Below are 22,000 nucleotides of genomic sequence, written 5' to 3'. Positions count from 1 at the left end.
ATTTATAAAGATGAAAAATAAAATATATTTCACAATAGCCCTGTTAACCGGCTTGACATCATTTTTAGGATGTAAAAAAAGCTTTTTAGACAGAACGCCACAGGATAAAGTGACTTTAGAAAGCTTCTTTAAATCAGAAGGCGATCTGCGTTTGGCTACCGGTGCCCTGTATGGAACACCATGGTTTGATTTTAACGATAAATCAATCCTGGTTTTAGGCGATGCAATGGCAGGGAATCTGTCGCGCACCAATTTTGTATCTTATTCTACTTTTGCGGTAAACAGTTCAGATGCGCGGATTAACGAAGCCTGGCGCTCGTTATACAAAATCATAGCCTATTGCAACCTGAATATCATTTACATTAACCAGAATACTGATCCATCGGTAAGCGCAATAGCGAAAAACAATGCCATAGGAGAGCTGCGTTTTTTAAGGGGTACATCTTACTTCTACCTGGTACAATATTTCGGAGAAGTACCCATCATTACCGATAACCGTACTCTTGCCGAACAGCCTCAGGTTAACAAACACCTAGTTAAGGATGTTTACCGCTTCATTATCGAAGACCTGAAATTCGCTTCGCAAAACCTGCGTACGGTAATTGATAAAGGAAGGGTTAACAAATGGTCGGCAGAAGGCATGCTGGCTAAAATTTACCTCACCCGTTCGGGCCTGAAAGATGATGGGACTGGTACAGGAACCGGACAGCGTGATGTGGCCTTGTTGGATAGTGCAAAGAAATATGCCGGCGATGTTTGTAACAACAGTGGTTTAAAATTGCTTCCAAGTTATGCTGATCTATTTAAAATAGAAAACAACAATAACGAGGAAAGTTTATTTGCCCTTCAGTTTATTGCCAGTCCGAACAATTATGGCCTCGGCAATAGTACGCAAGGTTATTATGCAGCAGAAGGCAAATTGACCAACGCAGGTGATGGATATGGTGCTGCCAACACCCCAAGTATCGATATCTATAATAAATACGATGTAAAAGACCTGCGCCGTAAAGCCACGTTTATGCAGAATGGCGATTTCTATCCCGAATTATTAAAAAAAGATGGCGGTTACAGGGTTACTGATGAAAGGCCACATGTAAAAAAATACGTGGTGGGTACCAATGATGATAACCCCGGACAGGTATACTCGCTTTCTACCAGTTCAGCAGCTTATATGCTGCGGTTGGCCGATGTTTACCTGATTTATGCTGAAGCCATATTAGGCAATTCGCCCACCACTACTGATGCAGATGCTTTAAAGTATTATAACCTGGTGCGTACAAGGGCTGGTTTAGATGCTAAAACTTCACCTGTTTCAAAAGCTGATGTTTTAGTGGACAGACAATTGGAACTGGCTATTGAAGGGCAGTACTGGTTCGATCTGCTCCGCGAGCATGATATTAATCCAGCACAGACAATTTCTAAAATTGCTGCACAGAACCGTGGTCGTTTAACCTTTAATTCGGCTACAAATGTAAGGGTAAACGAAGATCAGTTTTCTACACCAAGCGATGCATCTTTTAAGTTGCCTTATCCGCTGGCCGATCTTACCACCAATCCATTGTTAAGTCAGCCGGCAGTACCTTATTATAAATAACAGCTATAAGTTTAATTTTAAATTAAATCATAATGAAAAAGCTTATAAAAAGCAGATCTGGAATTATTATCATCCTATTGATGATGGTATTGGCCATGCAAACTGCATGTAAAAAAAGTGACAACGAAAAACCACCGGTAATTACCAGGATAAGGGCAATTTCAGCAGCACCTAATGATTCTACCTTAACCAAAGTAGGTTCAGGGCAAAATATTGTAATCCAGGGTGAAAACCTGAAAACGGTTTCGGCTGTGTATTTTAGCGGTTTTGCAGCATCTTTTAACGCTGCCTTGGTTGGTGATGATAATTTCGTGGTCACCGTTCCTTCCATTTTATTTTCTAATATTCCTAAAGGGCAGGAAAACACGATCCGTTTGGTAACCAAATATGGCGAAACCACCTTTACTTTCCCGGTATCGCCGCCACCACCCGTGGTAAGCAGTGTAAGTAACGAATATACCCCTCAGGGGCAAACCATCACTTTATATGGTCAGTATCTTTATCTGATCAAGAGCATTACTTTTCCGGGTGGGGCAGATGGTACCAATGTGGTTTCCAAACCCGATGGCACTTCGTGTACCGTAACCATTCCATTATCGGCCACCTCAGGCGATATAGTGGTGAAAACACAAGGCGGAACAAGTACCTACAGTTCTTATAACGATCAGGTAACGGGCATGTTATGCAATTTTGATAATGTAAATAATTACAGCTATGGCGCTTCAATAACGAATAGTCAGGCTTTATTTCCGGGTGCACAGGGTAATTATGCCAGGATGTTTACCGGCAACATATCGGCCTTTAATTATGCATGGTATGATGCCAACCGCTCTATCAACCTTAACCAGGTACAATGGGTGCCACAGGCCAATCTCGCCGATCCGGTTTCGAGTTATGTACTCAAATTCGAGATTTCGGTTAAAGAACCCTGGGGTGGCGGAGGGCTGATGGTCCGCCGTAACGAAGGGTCGTGGCTATACCTGGCCCGTTACGAGCCTTGGAAAGCAGAAGCTACTAGAATTTTTAAATCAGATACCTGGTACACCGTAACCATTCCTTTAACCCAGTTTAAAACCAAAACAGGTAATGGAGAAGGCACAGGAACTTCGGCACCAACTTTAAACGACCTGATTACCTCATCAAGCAGTGTGACCAATACGGGCAAAGGCGCCATTGTTTTTATGTACATCAACGATACCGCAACCCCGGTAACCACCAAGTTTGATGTGGGGATTGACAATATCCGTATCGTAAAATTGAAAAAATAGTTTTCCGGTTGGTACCGGATAAACGTATCCGGTACCAACTTTTAACAAAACCTTTTTGACCTGCTTTAAATGAAAACTTCTGTAAATCATAAATGTCAAGTGATGGGCGTTTGCATGCTTTTGGGCATTTTGACCATCACTTCCTGTAAAAAGAATAATAATGAGCCCATTCAGGAACCACCTGTAACGCCACCCAATACCGGTACCATTATTCCACCTAAAGAGGTAACTACCGCGACAACCGTTGGGTTTTTTATGGACAATTGGGAAGGCAAAACCTTTGTGGCACCATCCTTTGTTGATTCCGCTAAACCAAACGGAACTGCTGCAGTAACCATTAATGCTGATTACAGCGAAACTGTTGGTAAAGTTTCCAAATATCTTTTCGGTAACAACAGCAATCCTTACATCGGCCAACTGGGTACCGAGGCCAATTTGATTAACCATGTGAAAAACCTTTCTCCAAACATTATCCGTTTCCCTGGAGGCAACATTGCCAGTGTTTTTTTCTTTAATGCCAATCCCGGGCAAAAACCTGATGATGCACCCGCTAGCTTGTATAATACTTCTGGTGCTCCGGTTAATGCAGGTTACTGGTACGGTAAAAATACTGCCAGCTGGACATTTTCTGTAGACAGTTATTATAGCTTTTTACAACAAACCAATAGCACAGGCATCATCACTGTAAATTACAGTTACGCCCGTTATGGAACCAGTGCACATCCGGATCAGGTGGCTGCACATTTGGCCGCAGATTGGGTGCGTTTTGATAAAGGAAAAACCAAATACTGGGAAATTGGAAATGAAGATGCCGGACCATGGCAGGCAGGATATAAAATCAATACCGCTACTAATAAAGACGGGCAGCCAGAAATTATCAACGGCGCATTATACGGTAAACATTTTAAAGTTTTTGCAGATTCTATGCGTAAGGCTGCGGCTGAAATTGGTTCAGTGATTAAAATTGGTGGACAGCTGATCCAATACGATGCCTCAATAGGCAATAGCAACGTTGTAGATAAAACCTGGAATTCCGGTTTTCTATCGGCGGCGGGCAATGCAGCCGATTTTTATATCGTACATACTTATTATACGCCTTATGGCCAAAATTCTTCTGCTACGGTGATTCTAAATACAGCAGTTACTGAGTCAAAAATGATTATGGATTACATGAAAAAAACAACCCAGGAAAATGGTGTTGCTTTAAAACCGATCGCCATGACCGAGTGGAATATTTTTGCAGAAGGGTCTAAACAGCAGGTATCGCACATTGCCGGCATGCATGCTACGATGGTATTGGGCGAGCTGATTAAAAATAATTATGGCATGGCCAGCCGGTGGGACTTGGCCAATGGTTATGCCGGAGGCAATGATCACGGCATGTTCAGTTTGGGCGATGAAGGTAACGGAACAGCCAAATGGACACCGAGACCTGCATTTTACCACATGTACTATTTTCAGAAAATTTTCGGTGATAGAATGCTTAGTTCTAGTGTTTCCGGCTCAACCGATGTGGTAAGTTATGCCTCAGGTTATGCTTCTGGCGCAGCTGGTATAGTGGTAGTGAATAAAGGAACCGCAAGCCAGGTTGCAACCATCAACATTGCAAATTTTGCGCCCGGTGCAAGGTATTATTATTATACCCTAACCGGTGGAGATGACAACGGCGAATTCTCTCAAAAGGTATTTGTAAATGATAATGGCCCAGCAGGCGTTTCAGGCGGGCCTGCCAATTACCAGACTTTAACCGCAAAATCGGCTTTGGTTGATGGCGGTATAAAAGTTTCTTTACCGGCAAGGTCAGTTGTGTTTATAGCGGTAGATAAAAAGTAGTTATTCATGTTACGAAAAACATTCCTTTACCTACTATTGCCATTTTCAGTTTTAATGATACATAGTGATGTGTTTGGACAAAACCCACAGTCCTTTTTTTTACAGGACAATCAACGTAAAAAGGTTGATAAACCTGCCTATATCAAACATTCAATTCCTTTAAAACCTGCTTCGGTGAATATTAAAGTTAATTATACGGCCGAAGCAGGCCTGGTTTCCAATTACCTGTACGGAAACAATTCTAATCCCTACATGAGCCAGATTGTCGATCAGCCGGTGCTGATGGATCATATTAAAACACTTTCTCCAAATATCATCCGCTTTCCCGGGGGCAACCTTAGTAATGTGTATTTCTGGAACACCTCAAAAGAAAACGGGCCAAAAGATGTACCCGAAGTTATTTTATATGGCGATCAGCGGAAGCAAAAGCCCGAACGGTTATGGTATGGCATTACCGATAATCCATCGTCGTTATCATTGGCAAATTATTATCAATTGCTTAAAGAAACCAGGAGCACGGGCATTATCTGCGTTAATTACAGCTACGCCCGTTATGGTACTGGCAATCAACCCGTGCAAAATGCTGCGCACCTGGCGGCCGATTGGGTCCGTTTTGATAAAGGAAAAACCAAATTCTGGGAAATCGGCAATGAAAACTACGGTACCTGGCAGGCAGGTTATAAAATAGATACTTCTAAAAATAAAGATCACCAACCAGAACTGATTTCGGGTAAACTGTATGGCGAACACTTAAAGGTTTTTGCCGATTCGATGAAAGCTGCTGCAAAAGAAATCAATAGCGAGATTTTTATCGGTGCGGTGGTGATTGAAACTGCCAAAGAGAAATCGTGGGAAGGTGGCATTACCAAAAACTGGAATGATGGATTGTTAAAGTCTGCCGGTTCTGCTATAGATTATTATGTGATGCATAGTTATTATACCCCTTACGAACAAAATTCTTCGCCAGAAATTATTCTGAATACCGCAAAAACGGAAACCCATAAAATGGCGGCTTATATGAATGAGCTGTCCAAAATTTACCAGCTTCCAGAAAGACCCTTAGCCCTTACCGAATGGAATATTTTCGCCACAGGTTCTAAACAATCCTGCTCCTTTATCAATGGAATGCACGCAGCCATTGTTTTGGGCGAACTGGCTAATTTAAAATTTGGTATGGCCAGCAGATGGGATCTCGCTAACGGATATGCTCATGGCAATGATCATGGTATGTTCAATAAAGGCGACGAACCTGGCGTTCCGCTGTGGAATCCCAGGCCGGTATTTTACTACATGTATTACTTTCAGCGGTTTTTTGGCGATCAACTCCTCACCACCCAGTTAAGCGATAACAAAGATATACTGGCTTATGCGGCTAAGTTTCAAAATGGAGAATTGGGAACTGTCATAATAAATAAAGGCAATAGCACTCAGATTATCGATCTTGATATTACCGGATTCAAAGCCTCCAAAAAATATTACCTCTATAGTTTAACGGGCGGTGATGATAATGGCGCTTTCTCTCAAAAAGTTTTGGTGAACGGACAAACCACAAAATTTGCAGCAGGCGGACCCGAAGATCCTAAAAAGATAAAAGCCTTATCGGCCACTGTTACCGGAAAGATAAAGTTCGAATCTCAGCCATTTTCAGTCCAATACCTATTAACAGAATAAACACACAACACACAGATGAAATTATATAAAATATGGGCTTTACTGCTTTTGCTTAGACTAATTCAGCCAGTCCTGTCATTCGCCCAAAACCATAATCCGGTAAAACGCGAACATATATTGATTGATACCGGATGGCGTTTTGCGTTGGGTCACCCGTACGAAGTGAAAAAAGATTTTTACAATGGAACAGGTTATTTTTCTTATCTGGCCAAAACAGGCTATGGCGATGGTGCCGCAGATCCCGGCTTTGATGACCGTACCTGGAGAAAACTCAACCTGCCCCACGATTGGGCTGTAGAACAGGGATTTGATCCGAAAGCAAGTTTGAGCCACGGCTTTAAAGCAATCGGCCGAAATTTTCCTGACGCCAGCGTGGGTTGGTATCGTAAATCTGTTTTTATCCCAGCCAAAGATCTGGGCCGCAAGCTCAGCATTGCTTTTGATGGCGTGTTCAGAAATTCCATCGTTTGGGTAAACGGCCATTACCTGGGTGCCGAACCTAGCGGTTATCATGGTTTTGAGTATGATATTAGCGATTATTTAAACTATGGCGGCGAAAATGTAATCGCCGTACGCGCAGATGTAACCATTGAAGAAGGATGGTTTTATGAAGGTGCAGGCATTTATCGTCATGTATGGTTGAATAAAACAGATCCCTTGCATGTAGTGCCCAACGGCACCTTTGTGCGCAGTAATATCAATAATAATCAGGCAGTTGTTACCGCCAGTGTTACCTTGAAAAATGATGCCCTGGAGAACCAAAAGTTTGATATTAAACAAAGTGTTGTTGATGCTTCAGGCAAGGTGGTAGCCTCCGGCGAACTCCAAAATCTTGAACTAAATGTATTGACCGAAAAAGAATTTACTTTAACCATTCCAATGGATAAGCCACGATTATGGGATCTTGAAAATCCCTATTTGTATCAATTGTTAACAACCATTAGCAAAAATGGAGAAGTAGTAGACGAATATAAAACCACTTTTGGGATCAGGACGGTCAGGTTTGATGCCGATAAAGGTTTCTTTTTAAACGGAAAACGGATAGAAATTAAAGGTACAAATAACCATCAGGACCATGCCGGCCTTGGTGTGGCCCTTCCGGATGAATTACAATATTTTAGAATCAGTAAATTAAAAGAAATGGGCAGTAATGCTTACCGTTGTTCACACCATCCACCAACACCAGAGTTATTGGATGCCTGCGATAGATTAGGCATGCTGGTGATCGACGAAAATCGTTTAATGGGCATCACCGATCAGAACCTCGCTTACCTTAAAAAACTGATCATCCGCGACCGTAACCACCCCAGCATCATCAGTTGGTCTATCGGTAACGAAGAATGGAATATCGAAGGTAACATTACCGGTACACGCATTGCTAAAACCATGCAGGCCTTTGCCAAAACCATCGATACCACGCGGGCAATTACCGCTGCGGTGAGCGGGGGTATTGGAAACGGAATTTCCACAACCATCGATCTTTTAGGTTATAATTATGTAGCAACGAAAAATACAGATGAACAGCATAAAAAGTACCCTGCGCAATTTAGCTGGGGTACTGAAGAAGGCTCTACCGTTGCCAATAGGGGATTATATGTTACCAATATGGTTCAGCACGAAATTGCAGCTTATGATACCAGGCAAAACGAAAACTTCCTGAGTTTGGAAGATGGCTGGAAACATTATGCCGCACGGCCATACCTGGCCGGCATGTTTATATGGACAGGATTCGATTACCGCGGAGAACCAACACCATTTGGATGGCCATCGGTGCTTTCTTATTTCGGAATGCTTGATTTATGTGGTTTCCCCAAGGATAATACCTGGTATTTAAAATCATGGTGGACCGATAAACCTACCTTGCACCTTTTACCGCACTGGAACTGGAAGGGTAAAGAAGGTACACTAATCGATGTGAAAGCCTATAGCAATTGTGATGAAGTTGAACTTTTCCTCAACAAAAAAAGTTTGGGTAAAAAACGCATGGAACCTAACGGCCATTTAAGCTGGTTGGTAAACTATGCACCCGGTACCCTTGAAGCAGTTGGCTTTAAAAACGGCAAAAAAATATTGACGGATGTAGTAAAAACCACCTCAGAGCCTACACAAATAGCTATTACACAAGAAACTATTCCGGTAGAAAATTCTAATATTGCCATCCTCACCGTTGATGTTCGCGATGTTTCGGGGAAGAGCGTGCCGACTGCAGTTAACGATATCGATTTCGAAATCAGTGGTCCTGCTAAAATTATTGGTGTAGGTAACGGCAATCCCACTTCCTTAGAACCCGATCAGTTTATAGAGCAGGTGAGTGTTGTTCGCATTAATAACCTCAAAGAAAAAGCAATTTCGGCCATTGATGATCTAGCTGAGTTAGCTACATCAACCACTGATTGGGATTACGCCTTTAAACAGGAAAGAACACAAGAATTTGGCAAAAAAGTGAAAGCATTGATCTATCGGGGAGATTTCGATTTAACCGATTGGAGTGATCAAACTAAAATCACCTTTTATTATAAAAGCCTGGGTAAAGAGCAGTCTGTTTACATCAACGGCAAAAAAATCGGTGGTCAACTGCCGGCCAATAAAAAAGGAAATGTTTTTGTACTCGACCGATCTGTGTTAAAGACCGGAAAAAATAGCATTGCCATATTGGCTACACCGATTTTGAAAGTGCAAAGCTGGGACAATATCAATACCGATCCAGGTGCAGTTCAGGTATTAAAACCTGCAGCAGGCTGGAAAAGAAAACTTTTTAGTGGTTTGGCTCAGGTAATCATACAATCAACAGGCGGTGCAGGCGATATCACTTTAAAAGCATCCTCCGACGGTTTAAAACCAGCTACATTAAAGCTAAAGCGATAACTGATGGTAGAAAAATTTAAGGTCGCCAATTTGTATGACTTTAAATGCAAATAAAAAAGCAATCGAACATAAAAAAGAAATTATAGCGCTAAATTCGGGTACTAAACATAATTGTTGATTTACAAAGGCAGCGTTCGTGCTGCCAAAATAACCCTACTGCCCCTATTAACCCTAAACAGAAAAACATGATCAGGAAACTATTTTTAACGTTTACCATCACGCTGCTTGTACTAAATATCCGTGCGCAGGAAACTCAGTATCAATATTTATCCGGAAAAGACAAAGACCATACCCAAACCTGGGATTTTTTAATCAACACCGGAATGAAGAGCGGACAATGGGATAAAATCCAGGTACCCTCAAACTGGGAACAACAAGGTTTCGGTACCTATAACTATTATCAGGATACTAAAAATCCTGAAGAAACCGGACGATATAAGTATCAGTTCAAAATCTCAAAAAACAATGCAGATAAAACAGTTTTTATTGTTTTTGAAGCCGCAATGACCGAGGCGGAGGTAAAAATTAACGGAAAGTTGGCTGGTCCGATACATCAGGGCGGATTTTATACTTTTCAGTATGATATTACCCCGCTATTAAATTTCGGAGGCGATAACCTCTTAGAAGTAAAAGTGAGCAAACAATCAACCGATCAATCCATCAATAAAGCAGAGCGGAAAGCAGATTTTTGGCTTTTCGGTGGGATTTTCAGGCCTGTTTACCTTAAAATTTTACCAAAGGCCAATATCGATAGAATTGCAGTTGATGCCAAAGCAAGTGGCGCATTCAGTTTAGATGTTTATAGTGCAAATGCAGAAATTGGATCGGTTTTAAAAGCCCAGGTGCAGAAACTAACTGGTGAAAATGTAGGGGCTGAAATTTCTTCGAAAATAACTTCATCAGAAAAAGCTTCAACACTTCGCGGCCAGTTTAAAGGTATTGCCCTTTGGAATCCGGAATCGCCTAATTTATACCAGGTGGTGGTTTCTTTAAGCGATAGTAAAGGCCGATTGATTCACCGTACGAAACAGAAATTTGGTTTTAGAACAGCAGAGCTCCGTCCACAGGATGGCTTTTATGTAAACAATAAAAAAGTAATATTTAAAGGTGTTAACAGGCATAGCGAATGGCCCGAATCGGGTAGAACGCTTAGTAAAGCGCTCAATATCCAGGATGTAAAACTGATTAAGGAGATGAATATGAATGCTGTTCGCATGTCTCATTATCCACCCGATCCCAGCTTTTTAGATGCATGCGATTCTTTGGGCCTTTTTGTAATTAACGAACTTACCGGATGGCAAGCTAAATATGATACCGGAATTGGTACGAAACTGGTAAAAGAATTGGTTACACGTGATGTAAATCACCCCTCAATTGTAATGTGGGCCAACGGAAATGAAGGCGGCTTTAATTATGCGCTTGACAGCCTCTATGCCAAATACGATAACCAGAAAAGGCTGGTGATTCACCCCTGGGAGAAATTTAACGGTACCGATACCAAGCATTATCCAGATTATAATTACGTAACAAATGCAACTTTATATGGTCGTGAGGTATTTTTCCCGACAGAATTTATGCATGGGCTACATGATGGCGGGCATGGTGCCGGCCTGGATGATTTTTGGGCGATGATGATGAAAAACCCTCATGCTGCAGGTGGTTTTTTATGGTCTTTTGCCGATGAAGGCGTTACCCGCTTAGACCGCAATGGTGAAATGGATATTCAGGGCAATGCCGCACCTGATGGCATTTTAGGACCACACCGCGAAAAGGAAGGAAGTTTTTATACGATCAAAGAAATCTGGTCTCCTGTTCAAATCACGCTAAAAGATTTACCTGTCAATTTTGATGGAAAGATAGCGGTAGCCAACCAATACCATTTTACCAACCTTAACCAATGTAGTTTCGAATGGCGTTTAGCTAAACTTCCTGCTCCGGGAGATCAAAATAAATCTGTAGTAACTGCATCGGGCAAATTGAAAGGAAACAATTTATTACCGGGTGAGAGTGGTTTTTTAACCCTTCCACTTCCCATAAACTGGAAAAATAATGATGTTTTGTATTTAACAGCTACAGATCAATATGGCCGGGAGCTGTTTACCTGGAGTTGGCCAATTAAAATGCCAGCAGCCTCTATAATTACCCGGAACGTTGAAAAATCTGAAATTCAGGTGTCAGAAACCAATAAAGTACTCACCTTAAATCTCGATGGAATTACCTATAATTTCGATAAAAATACAGGTTACATTCAGGATGTTACCAATCAAAAATCGAAAATATCGATTTCAGGTGGTCCGGCTTTAGCAGGCGTTAAATGCAGCTTGAATGATTTAAAACACTATGCCGCCGGCCATGATTATGTGGTAGAACCGGTTTACAATAGCGAGGCTAAATTTAAAGTAAAATGGATTTTCAGTTCTGGCAAGCCTGTAAAATTAGATTATGAGTATTCGATCAGCAGAGAAGTAGATTTTATGGGCATCACCTTTAATTATCCCGAAGAAAACATTACCGGGATGAAATGGGAAGGAAACGGACCATACCGGGTTTGGAAAAACAGGTTGAAAGGAACAAAATTTGGTATTTGGGATAACGATTTCAATAATATCATCACTGGCGAAAGCTGGCATTATCCCGAATTTAAAGGCTATTACTCGAACATTTATTGGGTAACCATTAAAAATAAACAATCTCCTTTTACTGTCTATACTTCCAATAAAGGAACTTTTTTTCAGATGTTAAAACCGGAGAAAGCTGCCGGTGCAAAAAACGATAATACCAATCCGCCTTTTCCTGATGGCGACTTAGGCTTTTTAGATGCCATAAGTCCGATCGGAACAAAATTTCAATCCGCAGATAAAATGGGGCCGCAAAGCCAGAAAAATATGCAGCTTAATTATACCTGGAACAAAGGCAGCCTTTGGTTCGATTTTAAATAAAAGAATTTTATCATTACCATTAATCAGATCTGGCATGTTATGGTTGCAGAAAGCATAACATGCATTTAAATGATCAAATTGTACATTTTAAAATTACCGGATCACCATTAGATTTATCGTTCTGTACTAATACTTGTTTCAAAAGCGCTATTGGCAAATAGATTAATTTCTGGGCATGGCATAAGTACGGATCGAACCAATATGGTAAATTATAAAATAACAATAAACGACGAGGATAAAGTTACAAAGGTACTGCAGATAGCAAACCGGATGACCCATGATATAGAAAAGGGAATCCTGAAAAGAAATACCCAGGTAGCCTCGATAAACGAATTCAGCAGATCCCACCAGGTAGCAAGAGAAACTGTTGAAAAGGCTTATAAAATCCTGCGAAAAGATGGATATCTGGTGTCTGTTCCTGGTAAGGGCAACTATGTTGCGAAGGGACCAATCCAGAAAATGAAAATATTGATGATCCTCAATAAAATGAGCCCTTATAAAAAAGAGGTTTACGAAGCTTTTATTGAAGAATTGGGAGATAATGCACATGTTCATCTCGAAATACACCACTATAACCCCAAAATTTTTCGGGATATTATTCAGGATAATCACGGAAAATATCATTATTATGTGATTATGCCTCACTTTTATTCAGGAACCGAAGAAAAAGAATATTTGGATGTGTTGAAGAAAATATCGCCCAATGAACTGGTAATCCTCGATAAGAAAATCAATCTTGATGGCAGATTTATCTCTGTTTTTCAGGATTTTGAAATGGATATTTTTCAGGCCATGAAAAAAAAAGCCGGGTTGTTCTCCAAATACACTAACATCACAGTTGTTTTTCCTGAAAATAGCCACCACCCGGCCGAAATCACTTCTGGTGTAAAGAAATTCTGTGATCTTTTTGAGAAAAATTTTGAGCTATTGGCTGATATTAACCAGGTAGAAATTGCTAAGGGCAAATGTTTCATTACCCTTACCGAGATAGACCTGGCAGAGCTGATCAAAAAAATACGGACAACAGATCTGCAGCAGGGGCTGGATGTGGGAATAGTTTCTTTCAATGAAACTGTTTTTAAAGAACTTCTGGGCATAACAGTCGTATCAACCGATTTTTCTGCCATGGGAAAAAGGGCAGCAAAAATGATTGTTGGTAAGCAATTCAAGCAGGTCAGGAATTCTTTTGATTTTATCGAACGTGCATCATTATAAAATTTAAGCATTAAATCTCTTTTTTCTAATACTGGTTAAGCAAATTGCTCAGAACGATAGTATATGTTGATGTTTTTTAATTAAAAAAATCAATAAGGATATGGTAATGCTCACTTTATGCATTTTTTGAGCATACTTCTGAGGCTAATTTTACTAAAGTTAACCAATCATCATTAGTTGCTAACCAAATAACAGATTATGAGAATTTTTACATTAATCTACCATAAAACAAAAGGTAGGCCCAACTATTTAATAGCGCTTTTTGCAATGGCAATCAGCCTGTTTATTGCCCAGCCATCATGGGCCCAAACACCATCGTTAATCATTTCAGGGAAGATCACTTCTACCTCAGGCGAAACACTTCCAGGTGTAAGTGTGAGTGTTAAGGGAGGGCAAAACGTAACCTCGTCGGATGGAAATGGTGTTTATAAAATTACGCTTGCTAACCCAACAGCAACGCTGGTGTTTTCATTTGTAGGTTTCAAAACCCTCGAAGTGCCTGTTAACAATAGAACAAGCCTTAATGTTAAGTTAATTGAAGATAATCAATCATTAGATGAGGTAGTGGTGGTAGCCTATGGGAGTACCACGCAAAGAAGCTCAACAGGTTCATTACAAACGGTAAACGCAAAAGAACTTCAGGATATCCCGGCGGCACAGATTACACAAAAACTTCAGGGGAAACTTGCCGGTGTGCAAATCAACCAGGCATCCGGCAAACCAGGTCAGGGCTTACAGGTACGTGTTCGTGGTAGTGCATCCCTTTCTACCGGTTCAACTCCTTTATATGTGGTAGATGGTTTTCCCATAGCAGGCGATATCAGCAATATCAATCCCGATGAAATCGAAAATATTACGGTTTTAAAAGATGCGGCTTCAACAGCGCTTTACGGTTCGCGGGCCGCTTTTGGTGTGGTGGTAGTCACTACAAAAGGAGCTAAATCCGGACAGACCAATGTTTCTGCAAATGTTTACACAGGTATCCAGCAGGTGCCCCAAAAAGGCCGTCCTGATATGATGAACGGTACAGAATGGGCGCAGTTCAAAAAAGAATATTACGAAGATTTAGGTCAGCCTGTACCTGCTGCGCTTCAAAACCCTGCACAATATGGCGAAGGGTACGATTGGTATGATGCCATGTTGCGTACAGCACCTTTAACAAACTATAGTGTTTCAATAAATACCAACAAAGAAAATTTTAGCAGTGCCGTTGTTGCAGGCTATTTTAAACAGGAAGGTGTCCTTTTAAATTCAGATTATGAACGTTTTTCAGTTCGTCTCAACTCGGTTTTTAAAGTAAACGATCAGGTTAAGGTAGGTTTCAATCTTGCACCAACGCATACTGTAAATAATTCTCCATCTACCGATGGGATGTTTTTTGGTGGTGGCGGTTTAATTAACAATGCGCTTTTAACTCCACCTGTTCTTAACTACCAAAACCCTGATGGCTCTTATCCGGTTACGGTTACTACAGCTGGTATTACGGCTTTTCCTACACCCAACTGGGTCAGATCCATTCAGGATATTACCAACAAAAGCAAAGACAACAGGATCCTGTCAAACGGATACATCGAATATGAACCGATTAGCAAACTGGTACTTAAATCAAGCATAAATGTAGATTTTGGGCAGTCATTATTTCACTCTTTTCAGCCTTCAACAGCTTCAAGGGCCTTTGCTTCTACGCCAAGTGCACTTTCTGCAGGATTATTCGATTCCAACTATCAATACCAATCCTGGTTATCAGAAAATACCGTAAGCTATTCAAAACAGATTAAAGACCACGGATTTGATGTTTTAGCGGGTTTTACCAAACAGAAATACCGCAGTGATTACAGTGCCATCAGCGGCTCAAACTACCCTGACGATCGGATTGAAACCATTGCCGGGGCATTAATTAAAAATAATCCTTCTTCAGATATTGTAGAATGGGGCCTTACCTCTTTTTTAGCACGCCTTAATTACAATTACAAAGGGAAATATTTAGTGGCAGCCAGCATCCGTCGTGATGGTTCTTCGAGATTTGGTTCGGCCAATAAATGGGGAAATTTCCCTTCGGTATCTGCAGGATGGGTGTTAAGCCAGGAATCATTCTTGAGTGATTCGAAAATCATCTCATTTTTAAAATTACGCGGTAGTTATGGTGTAATTGGCAACAATAATATTGGTGATTACCGACAATATGCTACGGTATCAAGCGGGGTAAATAGTCCTTTCGGCTCTACAACGGCTAGTGGTGTGGCCGTAACCAATTTAGGGAATGATGAATTAGGATGGGAAAATACCAAACAGTTAGACTTTGGAATTGACCTTTCTATATTAAATAACCGCATCAGTTTTACTTACGATTACTACACCAAGAAAACCTCCAATCTTTTGTTCTCGCTGGCTGTACCACGCGAATCCGGATTTTCAAGTTTTACCGGGAATGTTGGCGAAATAAAATTCTGGGGGCATGAATTTGCCATTAACTCCAATAACTTAATTGGAAAATTTAAATGGAATACCAATTTTAACATTGCCTTTAGCGATAATAAAGTATTGGCGCTATCATCGTTGAGCGACCGTTTATATACCGGAAACGGTACGGCAAGATCAATTACTCAGGTTGGCCAAAGGATAGGACAGTTCTGGGGGCTTATACAGGATGGGGTATATACCGATCAGGCAGATTTTGACCGCTCTCCAAAAAGCGTGAACTCACAGGTGGGTACCATAAAATTCCGCGACCTTAATGGCGATGGGGTTATTAAATACGGTGATGAAGAAGGCGACAGAACAGTGATCGGAAATCCGTTTCCAAAATTTGTTTTCGGATTAACCAATAGTTTTACCTACAGGAATTTCGATTTTGCTGTGGTAGCAAGCGGATCTTACGGCAATGATATCGCCAGGATGATGGATGAAGGGACAACCAATCTGGATGGGGTGTTTAATGTGCTAAAAGAAGTGAAAGACCGCTGGCGTTCGCCACAAAACCCGGGCGCAGGCAAATATGGAAAAACAACAGCATCAACAGGTGATGACCGTGCCCAGTTCCATACCCGCTTTGTTCAGGATGGAAGTTATTTAACCATTAAGAACATTACCCTTGGTTATACCGTTCCGGTAGCGAAAATAAAAGCACTAAAAAGTGTTAGGGTTTATGCAAGTGTGTAACAGGCCTTTGTTTTTACCAATTATGATGGTGTAAATCCAGAAATTGGAACCGATTTAAATGGAAATGCACCAAATTCACTATCGCAGGGCCTTGATTTTTCGGCCTACCCGGTTCCAAGAACATTCACTTTTGGGTTAAACGTAAATTTTAAATAATCATCCGACTATTAAATCTGACGATCATGAATAAAAATATTTTTTTGGCAATCCTGCTGATGACTTCATTAGGGGCTTGCAAAAAGGGGTTTTTAGAAACACCTTCTAAAACATCATTAAGTACCGCCATTTTCTTTAAAACAGAAAGTGATTTTCAGCAGGCCATTAACGGTGCTTACGCGCCACTTCGTGGTCTTTACGGCGGGCAGAACGGTGCATGGGCAATGGCTGAGCAGCGTTCTGATAATACCACTTATAAATACAATCCAAACGACAGGGGGAGCAACCAGTCTGAATATATTAAAGACTTTACCGATGATGCCAACAATCCGGTTTCGGCAAATAAATATTTTACGGATTATTCTATCATTGCCCGGGTAAATCAGGTGCTTGAACCGATTGATGGTATTGATTTTAATACGGCTTCAAAGAATAATATTAAAGGGCAGGCCTATTTTTTAAGGGCATTTGCCTATTTCGATCTGGTTCAATACTTCGGTAAAGTGCCTTTGCACCTTAAACCAGCCAAAACGCTTGATGAAACCTCACTTCCGTTAAGCAGTGTAGAAAATGTATATACACAGATTATTGCCGATGCCAAGCAGGCTGCTACATTGCTGCCAAATAAGGCTACGCAAGAAGCAGGTCGTGCAACCTCTGGCGCTGCCAAAACATTGCTTGGCAATGTTTACATGGTTTTAAAAAGATGGGCAGAGGCAGAAATAATCCTGAAAGAAGTTACGGGATATAACCTGGTATCAGATTACAGCGAAGTATTTAATCCTGCAACCAAGAATAACATCGAATCTGTTTTCGAAATACAATATAAAGAAGGAAATGAAGGACTTTCGAGCAACTTCTTTTATACATTTTTAATTCAACCCATTTCTGCAGAAGAGATCAAAGCTGTAACCGGAATAGCAGAAGTGCCCAGAACCATACAAGGGTTTAATCTTCCAACACCTGATATCATTGCTGCTTATGAAGCAAATGATAAACGTAAAGATGCATCAATCGGCTACCTTACTGCTGGTGGTGTAACTTATCCATACATCAAAAAATACAGCCATCCGCATGCGGTTACCAATAATACTAACGATAACTGGCCGGTTTACCGCTATGCAGAAGTGCTATTATTCTTAGCTGAGGCTGTAAACGAGCAAAACAGACCAGGAGAGGCCTTAACCTATTTAAATATGGTGAGGGCAAATCCAAGAACAGGATTAACTGCAAGTACAGCATCAGGGCAAACCGCTGTCAGGGATGCCATACTAAATGAAAGGAGGGTAGAGCTGGCTTTCGAAAACAAAAGATGGCCCGATCTGGTAAGAACAGGTAAAGCTGATGAGGTGATGAAAGCTTTTGGTACCAGATTTAAAGCAAATCCGCTTAATTATTATTTCCCTGCTGGCATTACTCCATCGCCATCATCTTATACCAATATCAGGATATTATTTCCAATACCGGCATCAGAAGTGGCCTTAAATCCTTATTTTTAAATTATTCAGAAGGAAACGACCAGCGTATTGTTTCCTTCCTTGTATTATCCCAATATCATGTTCCATTCCAAAAGATATTTTATCGTTTTCCTGTTATTGCTTAGCAGTTCTTTCTGCTTTGCTACACCAGCTGCACTAAAGCCGGTAGATTTAAAGTGCGAATTGTTCTATCATCCGCTGGGCATAGATGTTGCCCATCCAGGCCTTAGTTACACACTAAGTGCTGAAAATAGTAAACGCGGGTTAAAACAGCTTGCCTATCAGGTATTGGTTGCTGATACTGAATTATCACTGAAAAACGATAAAGGCAATCTGTGGAATTCGGGCAAGGTGGCCTCCAGTCAGATGGCATACATCAGTTATATGGGCCAACCGCTAAAATCAGGAAAAAAGTATTGGTGGAAAGTGCGTGTATGGGATAACAATGGAGCGGTTTCCGGATGGAGCAATCCCGCAACCTTTACGATGGGGTTACTAACGGCTAAAGATTGGGTAGCCAATTGGATTACTGCGGCAGGGGCTGAAAAATTTTCACTTAGTCCGTTTGGATATCGGGCCAAAAGTGCTGCCTCACAAACAACCACCAAGTGGGTACAGGTTGACCTAAAAAAAATATCACCGATTTCTTCCATCAGGATCACTCCTATGTTTTTTGAGGATCGTGCAGGTTATGGTTTCCCATCCAACTTTAAAGTCGAAATAGCTGATGAAGAAGATTTTAAAAACGCTACAATAGTTGCCGATTACAGCAAAAGGGCGTTCAATAACCCCGGGTGGAAACCTATATCGTTTAGCATTAAAAATGCCAATGCAAGATTTGTTAGGATAACAGCCAATAAATTATGGGGTTGGGAGCGGAATTATCAGTTTGCCCTGAGGCAGGTTGAAGTGTTTTCAGACGGCAAAAATATCGCTTCAGGAAGTCCTGTGCAAGCACTGGATAGTAATGAAGCCAATGGATGGGATAAACAAAACTTAACTGATGAGCCTTTAGATAGATCGGCTTTGCCCAACTATTCGTCTATGGCCTTGCGGAAAGATTTTTCGATAAATAAAGGCCTGTCGCGTGCTGTGATCTTTGTGAGTGGCATGTCTGAATTTGAACTTTCCATCAATGGCCAAAAAGTAGGAGAGGATTTACTAAACCCAGGGTGGACGGATTATAAAAAGACCATTTTGTACAGTACTTATGACATTACAGCAAAACTAAAGGCCGGTAATAATGCCATCGGCATTATTTTAGGCAATGGGATGTACAATATTCAGCCGGATTCGGTACGCTATGTTAAATTCCTTAATTCTTTCGGACTACTAAAAGCAATTGCACAATTGCGTTTAGAATATACTGATGGAACGGTGAAAACAATCGGGACCGATAAAACCTGGCAGGTTGCACCCGGCCCAATCACTTATTCGAACATGTTTGGCGGGGAAGATTATAACGCCAACCTGGAAGCTGCAGGCTGGAACAAGAGTGGATTTAAAGCCAGTAAAAACTGGAAAATGGCTGCCCTGTCTTCAGGTCCTGGGGGGAGGTTGAGTGGATTATCTTCCGCTGCTCCGGCGGTTAAGGTTATCGAAACCAAACCATTTGTTAAGGTTACAAAAATTAAAGATAACCTGTTTATTTACGATTTCGGACAAAATGCCTCCATGATGCCAAAACTTACCGTTAGTGGCCAAAAAGGTGCTTATGTGCGGATGATCCCGTCGGAACTTTTAGGTGCTGATGGCCTGGTCGACCGTAAATCCGCTACTCAGGATGGTGCACGGCCAGCCTGGTGGCAATATACCCTTGCTGGCAGCGGGATCGAACATTGGCAACCAAAATTCTTTTATCAGGGTGCAAGGTATGTACAGGTAGAGTTATTTGCAGCCAAACCAGGCGGGCAACTGCCAAAAGTAACAGATATAGAAGACCTCATTGTACATTCATCATCTGCGCCTGTAGGTAAATTTTCTACATCAAATCCTCTCTTTAATCAAATTTACGAATTGGTAAGGTGGGCACAGCGAAGCAATATGCAGAGCCTGATGACCGATTGCCCGCACCGCGAAAAGATGGGCTGGCTGGAAGAAAACCAATTAAACGGACCAGCGCTCAGATACAATTTCGATATGTCGCCGCTTTTCCGCAAAACGATGAGTGATATGGCAGATGCGCAGCTGGAAAATGGGTTTATTCCCAATATTGCACCCGAATATTTTATAGCAGGTTCTCCGGAGCTGACTAATGGTTTCCGTAATTCTACTGAATGGGGAAGTTCATTTATCATTGTGCCTTGGCAGCAATACCTGTTTTCGGGCGATATTTCCCTGCTCGAAAGGTATTATGAACGAATGAAGAAATATGTCGCTTTTTTATCTTCAACAGCTAAAGATAATATCATTGTTACGGGTCTTGGCGATTGGTACGATATCGGTCCTAAGCCCGCATGGGGTTCTCAGCTCACTCCGGTATCTTTTACCGGAACGGCCATATATTACTATGATAACCTGATTATGCACAACATTGCCAGGCAACTCGGTAAACAGGCCGATGCAGATGCATACCGTGCATCGGGAGAACAGATCCGAAAATCATTTAACGATAAATTTTACAACGCTGCATCTGGATTGTATGCAACAGGTTCAAACACCACTTGCGCTTTACCTTTATTCCTTAATCTTGTAGAGCCGCAAAACAAACCTAAATTGTTAAATGCATTGGTAGATAGCATCAGAAAAGACAACAACAGTTTTAATTCTGGTGAAGTGGGATACCGTTTTTTACTAAGGGCTTTGGCCGATGGTGGATATTCGGATGTGGTTTATGATATGAACAACCAGTCTGATAAACCAGGTTATGGCTACCAGATTAAAAAAGGCGCCACCAGTTTAACCGAAAAATGGGATGCCGGTGTGGGTGATTTTGGTTCTCAGAACCATTTTATGTCCGGGCAGATTAACGAATGGTTTTTTAACGACTTAATTGGCATCAGCCCTGACGAATCTGGCGCTGGTTTTCGTAAAATCATCATCAAACCAGCTTTCGTTTCAGATATTAACTGGGTAAAGGGTTCTTTTAAATCTATTAGCGGCGACATTGCCTGCAGCTGGAAAAGAACAGATAATGGTATAGAACTGGATATTTCGATTCCGGTAAATACCTCGGCAACGATTTATCTTCCATCCACCAGGCTCGAACTGGTAAAAGAAGGTGGCTTAGCGGTAGATAAAGCTGATGGTTTAAGTTTTTTAAGGACCGAAGCTGATAGATTAGTATATCAAGCCGAATCCGGGAATTATCACTTTGTGATTAAAGGCAAGTAGTGGGGAAAGGGTTGTTTTTTAAGAACTAATTAGTAATTCAAGATTTAGAAATCAATCGTCTTTCCCGCGCAGGCGGGAATCTTAATGATGTAGTCCAAAGGCCCTGCTATGTATTGGGATTCCCAATCAAGTTGGGAATGACGGTACGGGCCATAGCAAATTCCAATATAACGGTCGTCATTCCCGCGTAGGCGGGAATCTTAATGAATTTAGCCTGAAGGTACTGTTAATGTATTGGGATTCCCAATCAGGTTGGGAATGACGGTACGAGCCATAACAAGACTCCGATATAACAATTGTCTAATAAATCGGTCGTCTTTCCCGCGCATGCGAGAATCTTAATGAATTTAGCCTAAAGGTACTGTTAATGTATTGGGATTCCCAATCAGGTTGGGAATGACGGTACGAGCCATAACAAGACTCCGATATAACAATTGTCTAACAAATCGGTCGTCTTTCCCGCGCATGCGAGAATCTTAGTGAATTTAG

At 41.3% G+C, this 22,000-nt stretch carries 10 protein-coding genes; all 10 read left to right on the top strand.

Features of this window, described 5'->3' with window-relative positions; all coding sequences use genetic code 11:
• Positions 1 to 10: 10 nt before the first annotated feature.
• The 10 genes from U859_RS0125230 (at position 11) to U859_RS0125185 (ending at position 21,511) form a co-directional block, all read left to right on the top strand.
• On the top strand, positions 11 to 1,594 hold the full coding sequence (locus tag U859_RS0125230; RefSeq protein WP_025146034.1) for a RagB/SusD family nutrient uptake outer membrane protein: 1,584 nt from the start codon (positions 11 to 13) through the stop codon (positions 1,592 to 1,594).
• Between the two features lie 32 nt (positions 1,595 to 1,626).
• The gene (locus U859_RS0125225; protein ID WP_025146033.1) at positions 1,627 to 2,862 is read left to right on the top strand and encodes a glycan-binding surface protein; all 1,236 of its coding nucleotides are present in this window, start codon (positions 1,627 to 1,629) and stop codon (positions 2,860 to 2,862) included.
• Between the two features lie 69 nt (positions 2,863 to 2,931).
• Entirely contained in the window at positions 2,932 to 4,695 is a 1,764-nt protein-coding gene (locus U859_RS0125220; RefSeq protein ID WP_051584777.1) for an alpha-L-arabinofuranosidase, read from the top strand.
• Between the two features lie 6 nt (positions 4,696 to 4,701).
• Positions 4,702 to 6,366: an alpha-L-arabinofuranosidase gene (locus tag U859_RS0125215; protein WP_162800039.1), complete on the top strand. Its 1,665-nt coding sequence runs from the start codon at positions 4,702 to 4,704 to the stop codon at positions 6,364 to 6,366.
• 15 nt (positions 6,367 to 6,381) lie between these two features.
• Positions 6,382 to 9,231, top strand: coding sequence for a beta-galactosidase GalA (galA, locus tag U859_RS0125210; RefSeq protein WP_025146030.1), 2,850 nt, complete (start codon positions 6,382 to 6,384; stop codon positions 9,229 to 9,231).
• A 185-nt stretch (positions 9,232 to 9,416) separates the two neighbouring features.
• The gene (locus tag U859_RS0125205; protein ID WP_025146029.1) at positions 9,417 to 12,170 is read left to right on the top strand and encodes a glycoside hydrolase family 2 protein; all 2,754 of its coding nucleotides are present in this window, start codon (positions 9,417 to 9,419) and stop codon (positions 12,168 to 12,170) included.
• Between the two features lie 150 nt (positions 12,171 to 12,320).
• On the top strand, positions 12,321 to 13,385 hold the full coding sequence (locus U859_RS0125200; RefSeq protein ID WP_162800038.1) for a GntR family transcriptional regulator: 1,065 nt from the start codon (positions 12,321 to 12,323) through the stop codon (positions 13,383 to 13,385).
• Between the two features lie 198 nt (positions 13,386 to 13,583).
• Positions 13,584 to 16,544, top strand: coding sequence for a SusC/RagA family TonB-linked outer membrane protein (locus U859_RS30675; protein WP_205314442.1), 2,961 nt, complete (start codon positions 13,584 to 13,586; stop codon positions 16,542 to 16,544).
• A 182-nt stretch (positions 16,545 to 16,726) separates the two neighbouring features.
• Positions 16,727 to 18,199, top strand: a complete 1,473-nt coding sequence (locus U859_RS0125190) for a RagB/SusD family nutrient uptake outer membrane protein (protein WP_025146027.1) — start codon at positions 16,727 to 16,729, stop codon at positions 18,197 to 18,199.
• A gap of 57 nt (positions 18,200 to 18,256) precedes the next feature.
• A complete protein-coding gene (locus U859_RS0125185) occupies positions 18,257 to 21,511 on the top strand; it encodes a family 78 glycoside hydrolase catalytic domain (RefSeq protein ID WP_025146026.1) in 3,255 nt (1,084 codons plus the stop codon).
• Positions 21,512 to 22,000 lie beyond the last annotated feature (489 nt).

Origin of the sequence: Pedobacter jeongneungensis (assembly GCF_000633455.1) — a bacterium.
GTDB lineage: Bacteria > Bacteroidota > Bacteroidia > Sphingobacteriales > Sphingobacteriaceae > Pedobacter > Pedobacter jeongneungensis_A.
Note: the sequence above shows the minus strand (reverse complement) of the source record. Positions and strands in the feature narration are given on the sequence as shown.

What these genes read in the sequence shown, in the direction of transcription:
- U859_RS0125230 (WP_025146034.1), top strand. Translation starts at nt 11, where the DNA reads ATGAAAAATAAAATATATTTCACAATAGCCCTGTTAACCGGCTTGACA.
- U859_RS0125220 (WP_051584777.1), top strand. Translation starts at nt 2,932, where the DNA reads ATGAAAACTTCTGTAAATCATAAATGTCAAGTGATGGGCGTTTGCATG.
- U859_RS0125190 (WP_025146027.1), top strand. Translation starts at nt 16,727, where the DNA reads ATGAATAAAAATATTTTTTTGGCAATCCTGCTGATGACTTCATTAGGG.
- U859_RS30675 (WP_205314442.1), top strand. Translation starts at nt 13,584, where the DNA reads ATGAGAATTTTTACATTAATCTACCATAAAACAAAAGGTAGGCCCAAC.
- U859_RS0125185 (WP_025146026.1), top strand. Translation starts at nt 18,257, where the DNA reads ATGTTCCATTCCAAAAGATATTTTATCGTTTTCCTGTTATTGCTTAGC.
- U859_RS0125205 (WP_025146029.1), top strand. Translation starts at nt 9,417, where the DNA reads ATGATCAGGAAACTATTTTTAACGTTTACCATCACGCTGCTTGTACTA.
- galA (WP_025146030.1), top strand. Translation starts at nt 6,382, where the DNA reads ATGAAATTATATAAAATATGGGCTTTACTGCTTTTGCTTAGACTAATT.
- U859_RS0125225 (WP_025146033.1), top strand. Translation starts at nt 1,627, where the DNA reads ATGAAAAAGCTTATAAAAAGCAGATCTGGAATTATTATCATCCTATTG.
- U859_RS0125215 (WP_162800039.1), top strand. Translation starts at nt 4,702, where the DNA reads ATGTTACGAAAAACATTCCTTTACCTACTATTGCCATTTTCAGTTTTA.